Raw genomic sequence first — 15,024 nt, forward strand, 5'->3', positions numbered from 1 at the left:
CAAAAAACTATAATTTCATCTTAAACATCCTAAAATAAATGATAATTTATACATATTGAATCATAAATTATATCCAATTTATTTAAAATACTATAATATTGTAAGAGGAAGCCTGGAACATTTGTTTTAGAGAAAATGTATTTTATGGCAACCTATTTTCATATTAGTTACAAATATATTTATAGTTTAAGTTAGTTTTTTTTAAATTAAAAAAAAGCAGTTATAATTTTATAACTGCTTTTTTTATGTCTATAAATAATTTCACTTCATATTAAAACACAAAATATCACCATTAACGACGGACTTTCACAGAGAGACGGACTAAAAACAATTATATATGCTAATAATTATTTTTCCGTTTTTGTAACTGAAATTCCATTTTAATATATAAGTAGTAGTAGTAGTGTCATGAATTTTAGTATAATTAGCAGCTGTCATTTTTTTAGAATTTTTCGTTTTAAAAGCTGCTCCATGTTTAATCAAAAATTCCAAAATTTTAGTCTTGCAAAAAACAACGTCTATATACTTAAAATTTCATTTTTTACCTTAAAAAAGATCTTAAATACTGATTAATAGACCTTAATATATTTTGAGCTCAAAACACCTCTTTTCCTTAATTATTATTGAAGGCAATTTATGACAAAAAATGAATCATAATTTATCATTTTGAAGTGATAAATTACACTAAATTATCTAAAATATAAATAACATTGTAAGACTAAAAATCACTTTAAAAATTTCTTAATTGAAAACGTTTTAAAAGTTCAATTAAGAAGTTTTTTAGAGGGAAATATTATAGAACAAACAAAATTTTATGATGAAAAAAACAAAAACTCAGACAGGTCTGAAAAAAACAGCAAATCTATTTTGGCGTATAAGCCTTTTAGTTTGCTTCATGACTACAATGGGGTATGCAAGTGCAAATCCTATTATTGAACAAAACAAAACGATTACAGGAACGGTTATAAGTGCCGAAGATAACATGGGGATTCCCGGAGTAAATGTTATCGTGAAAGGTACTTCTACAGGAGCTGTAACAGATTTTGATGGAAATTATAGTGTTAAAGTACCTAACAACAATTCAACTCTTGTATTTTCTTACGTAGGTTTTATGACACAAGAATTAATTGTAGGAAACAGTTCTACTATAAATGTATCACTAAAAGCCGATGTTGCCGCTTTAGACGAAATTATTGTTGTTGGTTTCGGTACACAAAAAAAAGCTACGCTTACGGGATCTGTAGCACAAGTAAAAGGGGACGATGTTGTAAAAGGTAAGGGTACTTCTAGTGCCGTTTTAGCTTTACAAGGTGAGGTTCCTGGTTTAGTTGTTACACGTACATCTACCCGTCCTGGTGTAGAAGGAACATCTATTAATATTCGTGGAGATATTTCTGTAAATAGTATAAGTCCGCTTATTTTATTAGATGGTGTTGAAATTTCACAAAGTGATTTGGCTGCTATTAATGCAAACGATATTGAAACGTATTCTGTTTTAAAGGATGCGTCTGCTGCAATTTTTGGTACTAAAGCTGCAGGAGGTGTTATTTTAGTCACTACTAAAAAAGGTAAATCTGGTAAAATGAAAATCTCTTATAAAGGTGAAACACAATTAAACTTTGTAAAAGACTTTCCCGTAGCTAATATGAAAGAGTTTGCAGAGGCTTGGTTGGTCGCTGGAAGAAATGATGCTATTGACTTTGTAGATGGGACCGGAAATCAACAAACAGCAGCAACAAGTTTTAGATTTTTTACTGAAGATGAATTTATGAATATGGCCAATGGCACATTGCCTACAGCTCCAGATTCTTATTATTGGGCAGGAAAAGATAATTATTTTTCTGACACAAGCCAATTTGATGCCGTTTACGGCACAACTATTACAGAAAGACACGATTTTTCACTTTCTGGAGGTAATGAAAATGCAACCTATAGAACATCTTTTGGATATGCCAACGAGCGTTCTCCTATATCAGTAGTATACGATGGGCAAAAACGTTACAACTTCCGTACAAATGTGGGGTATAAGGTTAGTGATTTAGTAAAAACAGATTTTAATATATCATACAATAGTAATATAATTGATACTCCAACTCAAGGTATTGGATATGGGATTCAAGATATGAATATATTCCCATTGTATAATCCAGATGGACAGTTTTACGATAATTTCGGAGGAAACAATCCACTAGCATATTTAAAAGAAGGTGGTCGTGTAAAAAATAGAACTAATGTGTTTCGCTTAGGAGGTAAAGTTACATTAGACTTAGATAAGTATGTTGAAGGTTTATCTTTCTCTTACTTTGGAAACATAGCAATGACACAAAGTAGAAAAAATAAAACATGGAAACCTGTAACCATGTACGATTGGCAAGGTATTGAAACAAGTACTCCAACAACTTTAGGAAATGCTAAACTAGAAGTAACTGAAGCCGATTACGTATTCCAAAACCATATTTTCCAAGCAAATTATAATCGTTCTTTCGGAAAACATAATTTAGGAATTATGGTTGGATATACCGCAGAACAATCAGAAACAGACAAGTATTTCATGTCTCGTTCTAATTTAGTTGATGCCTCTTTAAACGATTTAAATGCTTTTGACGCTACTACGCAAACAAATAGTGGTGGTAGTAATGTTGTTGGTTTAGTATCTTACCTAGGAAAAATAAATTACGATTATAATGGTATTTATTTATTAGAAGTATTAGGTCGTCGAGATGGATCTTCTCGTTTACACCCAGATTACAGATGGAAAAACTTCCTTGGTGCATCTGGAGGTATTGTATTTTCAGAAATGTCATTTATGGATGATAGTACTATTAATCTATTAAAATTACGTGCTTCTTATGGAGAAACAGGATCGGTAACAGGTATCGGTGCTTACGATTATTACTCTAGCATTGGTAATGGCACTGTATTATTTGGTAGTACTCCACAATTAGCTGTAACATCGAATATTAGTGGAATGACTTCTTTTCAACGTTCTTGGGAACGTGTATCAACAAGTAACATTGCATTAGATTTTGGATTATTAAATAATAGATTAACAGGTACTGCAGAATATTTTATTCGTAAAAATGACGATATGTTAATTAATATAACATATCCCCAAATATTAGGTGCTACGGCTCCAAAAACGAATAGTGGTAATTTTGAAACTAAAGGTTACGAATTGTCTTTAAACTGGAGAGATCGTATAGGAGACGATTTTACATATCGTGTAGGACTTGCATTTTGGGATAACGATAGTGAAGTTACCAAAATGGAAGGTAAAAGCACTATTGCTTTGGGTACAAACGATATTCTTGAAGGGAAACCATTAAATGCAATATATGCGTATAAAACAGATGGCATATTATCTTCAGAAAGCGAAGTGTTAGAATACTATAATCAATATGGATTTGCAGATCCTGCAGACCAAACAAACATGAAAAATGGTACAAAATTGCCAAATTATAGAAGTGCAGATCGTTTAGTTCCAGGAACCGTTAATCGTGTAGATGTTAGTGGAGATGGTGTTATTGATGAAGATGATTTAGTGTACATAGGCGATGCAAATCCACATAAAAGTTTTGGTGTTAATTTAGGGTTCTCTTATAAAAACTTCGATTTTAGTGCGTTCTTCCAAGGAGTTGCAGAAGTAAATATCGTTAGAACGGGATCTCTTTCTTATCCATTTATGCAATGGTGGACAAACCAAAACCCAATTTTCACAAACAAGACCTGGACAGAAGATAATCAAGATGCTGAATATCCTGCAGCTTTCGTTAATGGAGCTAGAAAAAAATGGAATTATGGAGATTTAAACGATAGAAATGTTATTAAAGCCTCTTATTTAAGAGCTAAAACAATATCTGTAGGATACAGGTTACCAGAAACTGTTTTAGATAGAATGGGAATGGACAAAGTACGTTTCTCTCTAACAGGTAGCGATTTATTTACAATTTCGAACATAAAAGATGGGTTAGATCCTGAATTTGGTGAAGGAACTAGACAAGGGAATATGGTGCCTTTTTCATCTGCATTGACCTTTGGAGTTGAACTAGCATTTTAATTAAGAACTTTTAATTTAAAGAATATGAAAAATATACATTATAATATAAAACGAATAGGGCTAACAGCCGTAGTTTCAGTATTCATGTTTACTGGGTGCTCAGATTATTTAGATCAGGAACCACTGGATTCTGTTACCGAAGCAGTGTATTTTAACACTGCAGAACAGTTTGAAAATGCTGCAAATTATTTTTACCGTGCATCTTTAGGATATGATGCCGGAGATGAATCTTCAGATTTATCAGGAAATCTTGCCACTTCTCCGTCTTATGGACAAGGACAATCATCTATTCCTGTTACAGATGCTGTTTGGTCAAGTAATTATGGTCAATTAAGAGAACCAAATCAATTAATTGAAAAAGCCGCAGAATACAATGGAAATCAATCAGAAATTGCTGGATCTGTTGCTACAGCTTACTTCTTTAGAGCTTGGTGTCATTACAATTTATTACAACGTTTTGGAGGTGTACCAATAGTTACACGTTCTTTAGATGTAGATTCAGAAGAATTATATGAAACAAGAAACAGTCGTTACGAAGTGGTAGATCAAATTCTTAGCGATTTAGACGTAGCAATAGCAGATTTACCTTCAGAAAATAGTATTCCAGATTCAGGAAAAGGTAAACTTTCAACAGAAGCGGCTAGAGCATTTAAAGCACGTGTTTTATTATACGAAGCAACTTGGGAAAAATACGTAGGTACAACTACAGATGGTGACGGCATTAGCACAGGTGCTGGGTCTAATAAACCAGCAAATTATCCTAGTGTAGACGAAATGTTTACAGAAGCAAAAGAACAATCTTTGGCAGTAATTAATAGTGGAGCTTATGAATTATGGGATCACCGTGATGAATTTGGCGATAGAAACTTATTTTATCTATTTAATTTAGAAGATGAGGGATCTAATCCTGCTGGCTTATCTAAAGCAAATAATAAAGAATTTATAATTCAAACCGTTTATGATTATACATTAAGAAGTATAAATAAAAACCTAACACACTCTAAAACTCATACTCCATCTCGTAAATTAATGGATATGTACTTATGTACAGATGGTTTACCTGTTCAACATTCTTCAGTATTTGAAGGCTATGATTTAATGAATTCAGAATTTCAAAATCGTGATTATCGTTTAACTAGTTTTGTTAGCGAACCTCTAAAAGAATACTGGGGTTGGGGAAATAGCGTAGAAGGTGGAGGAGCACAATATGGTGTAGACTTCGCAGACGCAGGTACTAATTATGATTATAGATATGTGCCGGAATTAACAAGCCCAGGAGCCGGACGTAATATTGGTTATAGAGGTGTTAAGCTTACCACTGAATATAAATTAAGAGAAACCAAAGATGAAGCTTTTAATTATCCACATTTACGTTATGCTGAAGTACTATTAACATATGCTGAAGCAGCTGTAGAATTAGGAGGAGGAACAATTTCAGATGGTGATTTAAATATCTCTATCAACAAAATTAGAGAACGTTCTAATGTAGCTCCTTTAACCAATGCTTTAATTGCACCATTTTCAGACTTAACTATGTTAGGTGAAATACGTAGAGAGCGTGCTATCGAGTTATTTGGTGAAAATCAACGTTTCAACGATTTAAAACGTTGGGGTATCGCAGAAGAAGAGCTTGGTCATACTGTAGCAACCACTTATGTAGATGGTACAGAGTTTGAAACAGCTACCAATCCAAAGAATCCAACCTCTACAATTTATCTTCCAAGTGCGTTTTCTTATGGAACAACAACCTCAGAAGAATCTGTATCTTCTTATTCAGGTATTGCAACAACAAAACCAGGAGCTTTAATTTTAGATATTGCAGGAAATAGAAATTTCTCTATAGATAATTATGTAGATCCTATTCCTTCCGGTCAAATAGATCAAAATTCAAACTTATTACAAAACCCAGGTTGGTAATACTAAAAACATTTTTTTTAAATTAGTTGTTTTACAAACTGCGGATTGATTTTATCAGTCTGCAGTTTTTTTTATGCTTAAATACAACTATTTAGATTGAAGACCGTATTTATTTAATATGAGTAAATTGGACATCTTTTTATTCAGTTGGAAACCATCAAGATCTATTTTCTAATACATTGCATCAAAAAAACACTAATAAAATACTGTTTTCATATAAAAATTAAAAAACAGATATTTTTTACGAGGCAAAAACCCCTAAAATAACTGATAATTTATAGTAATAGAACCATAAATTATATCCAATTTCTTCAAAATACTATAATATTGTACAAGGAAGTCTTAGAGATTTGTTTTGGAGAAAATAAATGTTATGGCAACCAATTTTCATATTAGTTACAAATATATTATAGTTTGAGTTAGTTTTTTTTTAATTAAAAAAAAGCAGTTATACATTTATAACTGCTTTTTTTACGTCTATAAGAATTTCACTTCTTGTTTAAAAACAAAAAAGCCACCATTAACGGCAGCTTTTTACAGAGTGACTAACTCAAAATAATTATATATGTTAATAATTATTTTTTCTTTTTCTCAGCTAAAGTTTCTTTTATTATAACTGCTGCATCGGTAGCGCCATGAATTTTAGCATATTTAGCAGCTGTCATTTTTTTTGAATTTTTCGCTTTTAAATCTGCTCCATGTATAATTAAAAGTTCCAAAATTTCAGTTCTGTTAAACTTAGCGGCATACATAGCCGGCGTCATCCCATTAGAAACCTGATTAACATCTTCACCCAAAGATAACAACTTCATTACAGTATCAATATCACCTAAAGCGATAGATACACAAAAGGAGTTTACTTTAAAATACCGAACATTTACTAAAGTGTAATCGGTTGAAGTTACAGGTGTAGCATTTACAGTTCCTAATGAAAAGCATAATGCGATTGCGGAAATAATGATTGATTTTTTCATGATGAAAGATTTTTGATTTGATTAAATTGATTATGTTTTTTGATATACTTAAAAGACGATGGAATCTTAAAAATGTTACAGAGAAAATAAAAATTATCAAGATTTTAGTATTTAATTTTGATATAATTAAAGAAAACCTACATTTTCAAACAAATTATCAACCCCCTTATAAAACCCTATTTTCAAGCTAATTTTAATGGTCACTTAGACCAAGTTATGTATCTTTGTAATGATTATTAAAATTTTCAAAAAAATGAATAAAAAAGTCATCTTAATGATTCTAGACGGTTGGGGAAACTCTCCAGACCCAAAAGTTTCTGCTATCGATCATGCAAACACACCTTTCATAGATTCACTATATAAAAAATATCCATTCGCGACATTAAGGACCGACGGTTTACATGTTGGTTTACCAGAAGGGCAAATGGGAAATAGTGAAGTTGGCCACATGAATTTAGGTGCCGGTAGAATTGTGTATCAAGATTTAGCTAAAATTAACTTAGCGATTGAAAAAGATACTTTAAAAGACGAAAAAGTATTAATTGATGCTTTAAAATATGCATCGGATAATAATAAAAAAGTACACTTTTTAGGTTTATTAAGTAATGGTGGTGTTCATGCACATACTAGCCATTTAAAAGGGTTTATTGATGCAGCCAACAAAGCTGGTGTAAACTCTTATGTCCATGCATTTACAGATGGTCGTGATGTTGATCCAAAATCTGGTAAAGGTTATGTTGAAGATTTACAAAAATATATTGAAGGCACAAAAGCAAAAATAGCAACTATTACTGGTCGTTATTACGCCATGGATAGAGATAAGCGCTGGGAACGGGTAAAACTAGCTTACGATGCTATTGTAAACAATGTGGGAACTAAAACAGATAACCCAGTTGCCGAAATTCAGGCTAATTATGATAATGATGTTACCGATGAGTTCATCAAACCTTTAATTATTACTGAAAATAATGAAGCCATAGCTAAAGTAGAAAAAGATGATGTTCTTATCTTTTTTAATTTTAGAACAGATAGAGGTCGTGAGTTAACAGAAATGTTAAACCAAAAAGATTTTCCAGAATACAATACTAAAAAATTAGACTTATACTATGTAACCATCACAAACTACAGCGATGCTTTTAAAGGTATAAAAGTTATTTTTAATAAAGATAATATAACCGAAACCTTAGGTGAAGTTTTATCTAAAAACGGTAAAAAACAAATTAGAATTGCCGAGACAGAAAAATACCCACACGTAACATTTTTCTTTTCAGGAGGGCAAGAAACCCCATTTGAAGGTGAATCTCGAATTTTGAAAAACTCGCCTAAAGTAGCGACTTACGATTTGAAACCAGAAATGAGTGCTTTTGAATTAACAGAAGCGTTAGTTCCTGAATTACAAAAAGGAGAAGCAGATTTTGTTTGCTTAAACTTTGCCAATGGCGATATGGTTGGACATACAGGTGTTATGGAAGCAGCAATTAAAGCTTGTGAAGCTGTTGATACTTGCGTGAAAGAAGTTGTTACTACAGGTTTAGCAAATGGGTACACTACCCTATTAATTGCCGATCACGGTAATTGTGAAACTATGATTAATCCAGATGGTTCGCCAAATACAGCACACACAACAAACCCTGTGCCTGTTATTTTAATAGACAACGAATTAAAAAGTATTAAAGATGGTGTTTTAGGAGATATGGCTCCAACCATTTTAAAACTTATAGGTGTAGAACAACCAAAAGCAATGACGCAACACCCTTTGGTTTAAAATCTAATACTCTAGCTTAGGTTTTATAAGCTACCGTTAATAAGATGAATTTTAACAACACAAAAATAATTGCTGTCGATTTTGATGGCACAATCGTAGAAGATGCTTACCCAAAAATAGGGAAGCCTATGATATTTGCTTTCGAAACATTAAAAAAACTTCAAGAAGAAGGGCATCGTTTAATTTTATGGACCTACAGATGTGGTAGTAGATTAGACGAAGCCGTTACTTTTTGTGAAGAAAATGGTATTAGCTTTTACGCTGTGAATAACAGTTTTGCAGGTGAAGAATACACAACAGATATTAGTCGTAAAATAAATGCAGATTTATTTATAGACGATAGAAATATTGGCGGTTTTATTGGTTGGGGTAAAGTTTATCAAATACTTACAAATGAAACACCAGTAATACCCAAACAAAAAAAAGGTTTTTTTAGTTTCTTAAAATAGGTTAAATCTTGAGTAGCTTTATTTTAAGCAAAAGCAAAGACTTCTAATTAAAGCATCTTTGCCATTATTTTTTTTATAATTATGATAGTAATAAAAACAAAAGAAGAAATAGAATTGATGCGTGAAAGTGCATTAATAGTATCTAAAACATTAGGCGAAGTTGCCAAAGCAATTAAGCCAGGCGTTACTACGCTTCAACTTGATAAAATTGCAGAAGAACATATTAGAGACCATGGTGCTATTCCTGGTTTTTTAGGCCTTTACGATTTCCCAAACACCCTTTGCATGAGTCCGAATACGCAAGTAGTACACGGTATTCCTAATAATACACCTTTAGTTGAAGGCGATATCATTTCTATAGATTGTGGTGCATTAAAAAACGGATTTTATGGAGATCACGCTTATACATTTGCAGTAGGTGAGATTGATCCAGAAACTGAAAAATTACTTCAAGTTACCAAAGAATCTTTATACGTTGGTATCCGTGAGTTTAAAGCGAACAACCGTGTTGGCGATGTTGGTTATGCCATTCAAAAATATTGTGAAGATCATGGTTATGGCGTGGTTCGTGAGCTAGTTGGTCATGGATTAGGCAGCAAAATGCATGAAGATCCAGAAATGCCAAACTACGGAAAACGTGGTAGAGGCAAGAAATTTATTGACGGTATGGTGGTTGCCATTGAGCCAATGATTAACTTAGGGACACACCGTATAAAACAACACAGAGACGGTTGGACAATTACAACTTTAGACAATAAACCATCTGCACATTTTGAGCACGATGTGGCTTTAGTTGATGGAAAACCTGAGTTGCTTTCAACCTTTGCGTATGTATATGATGCTTTAGGAATTAAAAGTAATGAAGAAGATGAATTTCGTCAACAAGCATTAGTTCTCTAAAACAACGCATGAATACATCTATTGAATCTATAGAACTCGCGTTAAAACCATTACGCGCAGAACTTAATTCTCATAAACTATATAGCAACTTAGCATCGGTTAAAGACATAAAAACCTTTATGGAGCAACATGTGTTTGCCGTTTGGGATTTTATGAGTTTGCTAAAAGCGCTTCAAAATCATTTAACTAATACTTCTGTGCCCTGGATTCCTGTTAAACATCCTTCTACAGCTCGTTTTATTAATGAAATTGTTTTAGGAGAAGAAAGTGATATTAATGAATTGGGAGAACCTAATAGTCACTTTGAAATGTACTTAGATGCTATGCACCAAATTGGAGCAAGTACAACTAATATAGAAAAATTTATAATACAAATAGAAAAAGGTATTTCAGTTTCCGAAGCGATGACGGCTTTAAACTTACCTAAAGCAACTAGAGATTTTGTAGACTTTTCATTTAAAATAATAGCAACCAATGCATCGCATAAAATAGCATCTGCATTTACTTTTGGCAGAGAAGATGTAATTCCTGATATGTTTTTTCAAATTATTAAACAATCGGAACAAAACAATAAAGCATCTTATAGTAAGTTAACTTATTATTTAGAACGCCATATTGAATTGGATGGAGATGAACATGGCCCACTGTCACTAAAAATGGTTGAAGAATTATGTGGAAACGACCAAACTAAATGGAATGACGTATTAGAAACAGCCAAAGATGCATTAAAATATAGGATTGCGCTTTGGGATGGTATTTCAACTTTAATTTTATCGAATACGGTATTAGCCTAGCAAAATTTGAAAAAGCTCTTTAAACTCATATTAAACACCATTCCAAGACCTTTGTTAATAAGGTTAAGCTATGTTATTCGTCCGGTTTTAGCTTTCTTTTTAAAAGGCGACACTTTTACCGACCCTATAGATGGAAAAAGCTTTAAAAGTTTTCTCCCTTATGGTTATGGCAATCAGCGTAACAACGTATTATCACCTTCTACTTTAAGTTTAGAGCGCCACCGATTACTTTGGTTGTATCTTAAAAATGAAACCGATTTTTTTACAGCACCAAAAAAAGTACTTCATTTTGCTCCCGAACAATGTTTTTTAAAACGTTTTAGAAATCTTAAAAACTTAGATTACACTACAACCGATTTACTTTCTCCTATTGCAGACGTAAAAGCAGATATTTGCGATTTACCTTTTGAAGATAATAGTTACGATATTATTTTTTGTAATCATGTTTTAGAACATATTCCTGATGATACCAAAGCGATGCAGGAATTATATCGTGTTTTAAAACCTGGTGGTATGGGTGTTTTTCAAATTCCCCAAGATTTATCTAGAGCAACCACTTTTGAAGATGATTCGATTACCGATAAAGTTGAACGCGCTAAAATATTCGGACAATACGATCATGTTCGTGTTTATGGCCAAGATTATTTTGACAAGCTTCGAGGTATAGGTTTTAAAGTAAAGGAGGTTGATTATACCGCAAATCTTTCCGCGGAAGCGATAGAAAAATACTGTTTAGCCAAAGGTGAAATTATTCCGGTAGTTTATAAATAAAAATTTCAAACTAAATATTTATTGAATCATGACACAACAAGTTATAATTGCTACTGGTGCTATTTTTGGGATGTTATCCGTTATTTTTGGTGCTTTTGGAGCACATGCTTTGAAGAAAATCTTATCTAACGACCAATTGCATAGTTTTGAAGTTGGTGTAAAATATCAAATGTATCATGCCATTGTTTTGGTAGCACTCGGTTTAAATTTTAAATATATAACGATACCTATTTACTGGTGCTTTACCTTGGGTATTATCTTGTTTTCTTTCAGTATTTATGGTTTAATTTTATCTGATGCAAAAGGAAGTAAGTTGAAATTTTTAGGCCCTATAACTCCGCTAGGTGGCTTGCTTTTTGTTATTGGCTGGTTACTTTTGTTAATTAATGTTTTATAGAAAGAATTTACGCTTATCTATTTTCTATTGTATCTAATTTGACGCAACCTAATTAGATATTTATCATCTAACAATAAACTAGAAAACATGAGGCATTTTATTTTTACATCTATAATGATTCTAACCTTCTTTTCTTCTTGTAAAAGCGACGAAAATGAAAACGATTGTTATCCCGAAATGATAATATCAAATTGGGTTTCTGAAAAGGAAATAATAGTTGAATTCGATACTCAGTTTAAAAGAAATAATTATAATATAATTAATGGAAATAAAATATTGTTTAAATACAATCTTAACGGAGCGCAATGTGATAATATAATAGATGATGAATGGGGAGAAAACTTAATTTTTCAAATCGAAAACAATAATACTGACTTTGAATTTATAGATAATGAAATCCTTTCAACAAACTGCTTTTACCAACAGTATGGGGCTTGGGTAGCTCATAACAAATATGAAGTAAAAAATGGTATAATAAAAGGGGAGAAAATATCAAAGACCGAGTGGGAAATAACTGTAAATATTGAAACAACGCCTATATTTGAAAATGAACCATCTAAAAATATTATTTTTACAGAAATATTTAAAGAATAAAAACAACAGATACCAAACCTATAAATTACTCACCAAAACCATTAAAAGTTAAAGTTTCAAACTCCTTTTCATCATTTTCAAAAATCAGGAAAACTTTTAATTCTGAATGATTTTCTAAAAAAATTTTTACTTTTTCTATTCCCATAGCCTTAAAAGCTGTTGCGTAAGCATCTGCCGTCATACAATTATCAGCAATTACAGAAATGCTTAATAAGTTAGTTTTACTAGGATAACCTGTTTTAGTATCGATAATATGTGCATAGCGATTTCCATTTTCGTCAACCTTAAATTTTCGATATGTTCCTGATGTTGCCATGGACTTATCTTTAAGAAAAAGCACTTTATTTATAGATTGCGTTCCATTAAAATTTGGGTTCTCTACACCTACTGTCCAAACCTTTCCACTGGCTTTATTAGAACCTCTTGCACGTAGTTCTCCTCCTATATTTATTAAATAGTTTTTAACGTTTTTACTTTCCAAAAATCTACCTACAACATCAACCCCATAACCTTTTGCGATAGCGTTAAAATCCAAAAACGTTCCTTTTGGTTTTATAATTTTAGAATTAACCAATTCAACTTTATTTAAACCTACGGATTGCATTAAATTATTAATCTTAAGGCTATCTAAGTCAATTATTTTTCCCTCCGGGCCAAAATCCCATGCGTTAACAACCGCTCCAATTGTAGGGTCGAAAGCACCATTGGTAGCTTTGTAAATAGCTTCGGAATTTTCGAAAACGGTTTTAAAATGGTTATCAATATCAATAATTTCATTTCTGTTTAATTTCGAAATATCAGAATCAGGAATATACGTTGACATCGACTTATTAATTACAAAAAACAAACTATCGAGCTGTTTTTCATAATTCACATCTGTACCGTAAGTAACTTGATAAAAGGTTCCAAAAACAGAACCTTCGAGTCGTGTATTTTCAGGATTAATTATTTCTTTACTTGAAGCTGATTGCTTGCATGCAGCAAACATCAAGCATAATATCACAAATTTAAGCTTATTCATTTAGTTCAAATTTGTTTCTAAAACCTGAATTCCGTTATATTCTAATAAGTATTCTTCGTTTAAATAAAGAGGTTCTTTTTCACCATTAACACTACCTACTCCAACACCTGCATACAATACTTTAGCATCATTTTCTCTAGCGTGCTTTTTAAAGCTTTCCATCCAAACTACATCGTAATTATTAGGGTTTTCTGGTAAAATTACGGCACGAACAATTACAAAAAAGTACTGCTTTGTTTTATCCATACAAACAAATTGGGGATGTTTTTTAAGTTTACTATTTATGGCTATAAAATCGAAACCACGATTTTCTAAATCTTTCCCAACGTGGTTCATGGCCAAATTGTGAAGTTCTTGTTTTGATAATGCTTTACTCATATTGCAAAAATACAATATTACTCGTATTTTAAAAACTAGATTATAACAAAGTACTTGACAAAAAGTTATTTAAAACGAACAAATTTGGAATTATTAAAGGTATAATTTGAAACAGGTATAACAACATCTTGCTCCAGTTTATACCACGGAGAAATTACGCTATTCTCAAGATTTTTAACCAAATGCACACTTTGCGCAGGCGTATTTCCTTGAAACAGTAAAAATAGTTTTTCACCATTTTCATTTATCACTTCATCACAAAGCATAACAATATGCCCTGGAGAACCACCTCTTATAAGCATATCTCCAATTTTCAAATCTTTTGAAGATGTTATTTTTGGTAATTCATTGTATAATGACAATGTGCCTGAATACATGTAAATAAGATTCAAATATTTATAAAAATTTTCTTTTGAATAATTCTTCCCCGCGGTTTTATAAAAAGAGACTTTATTGCCTTTAATTTTAGGCCGATATCCTTCAGCATATTTAAGCCAAGAACAGTAATGTCCACTTGTGAAATTAAACCCTATTTCTGATTTTCTACCGGTTTCCCATAAGTATTCGCTACGTATTCTAATTAATGCATCGGCACATTGTTGTAATCCGTTTTTAGGAACAGGAATTTCTAAAATTGCTATGTGGCCACCTTGCCAAAAATATTCAGAATTATCATAATTAATAATTTTACTTCCAAAAGCTTTCAATTTATAATTCCGAAGATAATTTTGAAAAGTTCTTTCAGAATAATTTACACGTTTATAGCCATCAGGAACATTTACTCTTGAAACAATAGTAAAACTATCTTTATCAATTAGGTTTACTTTATCGGTAGCTCTAACACTGTTTTTTAAATTCTTATGAGAAGATGTTATCTGAAAGAATAAAACAGCAACAACGCCGGTGAAAATGGTTAAAACGATAGTTTTTTTCATGTTTTTATAACGAAGAAACATATAGTTTGGTATAAATAGAATTGGTAAAGAAAGTCCATTTTAAAGAAACTG

The 15,024-nt window shown here is 31.8% G+C and carries 13 protein-coding genes; 9 read left to right on the forward strand and 4 right to left on the reverse strand.

Annotated elements, in window-relative coordinates; genetic code table 11:
- The first annotated feature begins 814 nt into the window (after nucleotides 1-814).
- On the forward strand, nucleotides 815-4,057 hold the full coding sequence (locus M4I23_RS09015; RefSeq protein WP_249754173.1) for a TonB-dependent receptor: 3,243 nt from the start codon (nucleotides 815-817) through the stop codon (nucleotides 4,055-4,057).
- Nucleotides 4,058-4,081: 24 nt separating this feature from the next.
- Nucleotides 4,082-5,974: a RagB/SusD family nutrient uptake outer membrane protein gene (locus tag M4I23_RS09020; protein ID WP_249754174.1), complete on the forward strand. Its 1,893-nt coding sequence runs from the start codon at nucleotides 4,082-4,084 to the stop codon at nucleotides 5,972-5,974.
- A 575-nt stretch (nucleotides 5,975-6,549) separates the two neighbouring features.
- On the opposite strand, the gene M4I23_RS09025 is transcribed toward M4I23_RS09020, so the two are convergent.
- On the reverse strand, nucleotides 6,550-6,948 hold the full coding sequence (locus tag M4I23_RS09025) for an ankyrin repeat domain-containing protein (RefSeq protein ID WP_249754175.1): 399 nt from the start codon (nucleotides 6,946-6,948) through the stop codon (nucleotides 6,550-6,552).
- A 253-nt stretch (nucleotides 6,949-7,201) separates the two neighbouring features.
- Between M4I23_RS09025 and gpmI the strand changes: the two genes are divergently transcribed.
- From gpmI to M4I23_RS09060, 7 genes are all read left to right on the forward strand, one after another.
- Nucleotides 7,202-8,713 carry a 2,3-bisphosphoglycerate-independent phosphoglycerate mutase gene (gpmI, locus tag M4I23_RS09030; RefSeq protein ID WP_158843917.1) on the forward strand — a complete coding sequence of 504 codons (1,512 nt, stop codon included), beginning with the start codon at nucleotides 7,202-7,204 and terminating at the stop codon, nucleotides 8,711-8,713.
- Between the two features lie 44 nt (nucleotides 8,714-8,757).
- Nucleotides 8,758-9,162 (forward strand): BT0820 family HAD-type phosphatase, encoded by a 405-nt coding sequence (locus tag M4I23_RS09035; protein WP_158843919.1) that lies wholly within the window; start codon nucleotides 8,758-8,760, stop codon nucleotides 9,160-9,162.
- 81 nt (nucleotides 9,163-9,243) lie between these two features.
- Nucleotides 9,244-10,062 (forward strand): type I methionyl aminopeptidase, encoded by an 819-nt coding sequence (gene map, locus M4I23_RS09040; protein ID WP_158843921.1) that lies wholly within the window; start codon nucleotides 9,244-9,246, stop codon nucleotides 10,060-10,062.
- A gap of 8 nt (nucleotides 10,063-10,070) precedes the next feature.
- Nucleotides 10,071-10,856, forward strand: a complete 786-nt coding sequence (locus M4I23_RS09045; protein ID WP_249754176.1) for a DUF3050 domain-containing protein — start codon at nucleotides 10,071-10,073, stop codon at nucleotides 10,854-10,856.
- A gap of 6 nt (nucleotides 10,857-10,862) precedes the next feature.
- Nucleotides 10,863-11,627, forward strand: a complete 765-nt coding sequence (locus M4I23_RS09050) for a class I SAM-dependent methyltransferase (RefSeq protein ID WP_158843925.1) — start codon at nucleotides 10,863-10,865, stop codon at nucleotides 11,625-11,627.
- Between the two features lie 28 nt (nucleotides 11,628-11,655).
- Nucleotides 11,656-12,024 carry a DUF423 domain-containing protein gene (locus tag M4I23_RS09055; protein ID WP_158843927.1) on the forward strand — a complete coding sequence of 123 codons (369 nt, stop codon included), beginning with the start codon at nucleotides 11,656-11,658 and terminating at the stop codon, nucleotides 12,022-12,024.
- 87 nt (nucleotides 12,025-12,111) lie between these two features.
- Complete coding sequence (locus M4I23_RS09060; protein ID WP_158843929.1) at nucleotides 12,112-12,618, forward strand: hypothetical protein; 507 nt, start codon at nucleotides 12,112-12,114, stop codon at nucleotides 12,616-12,618.
- Nucleotides 12,619-12,643: 25 nt separating this feature from the next.
- On the opposite strand, the gene M4I23_RS09065 is transcribed toward M4I23_RS09060, so the two are convergent.
- The 3 genes from M4I23_RS09065 to M4I23_RS09075 all read right to left on the reverse strand — a co-directional run bounded on the left by M4I23_RS09065 (nucleotide 12,644) and on the right by M4I23_RS09075 (nucleotide 14,952).
- Nucleotides 12,644-13,639, reverse strand: a complete 996-nt coding sequence (locus M4I23_RS09065) for an FAD:protein FMN transferase (protein WP_249754177.1) — start codon at nucleotides 13,637-13,639, stop codon at nucleotides 12,644-12,646.
- Nucleotides 13,640-14,017, reverse strand: a complete 378-nt coding sequence (locus M4I23_RS09070) for a Na(+)-translocating NADH-quinone reductase subunit F (protein ID WP_158843933.1) — start codon at nucleotides 14,015-14,017, stop codon at nucleotides 13,640-13,642. It abuts the gene before it with no gap.
- Nucleotides 14,018-14,082: 65 nt separating this feature from the next.
- Nucleotides 14,083-14,952: a DUF4846 domain-containing protein gene (locus M4I23_RS09075; RefSeq protein WP_249754178.1), complete on the reverse strand. Its 870-nt coding sequence runs from the start codon at nucleotides 14,950-14,952 to the stop codon at nucleotides 14,083-14,085.
- Between the last annotated feature and the right edge of the window lie 72 nt (nucleotides 14,953-15,024).

Source organism: Algibacter sp. L4_22 (assembly GCF_023473045.1).
GTDB lineage: Bacteria > Bacteroidota > Bacteroidia > Flavobacteriales > Flavobacteriaceae > Algibacter.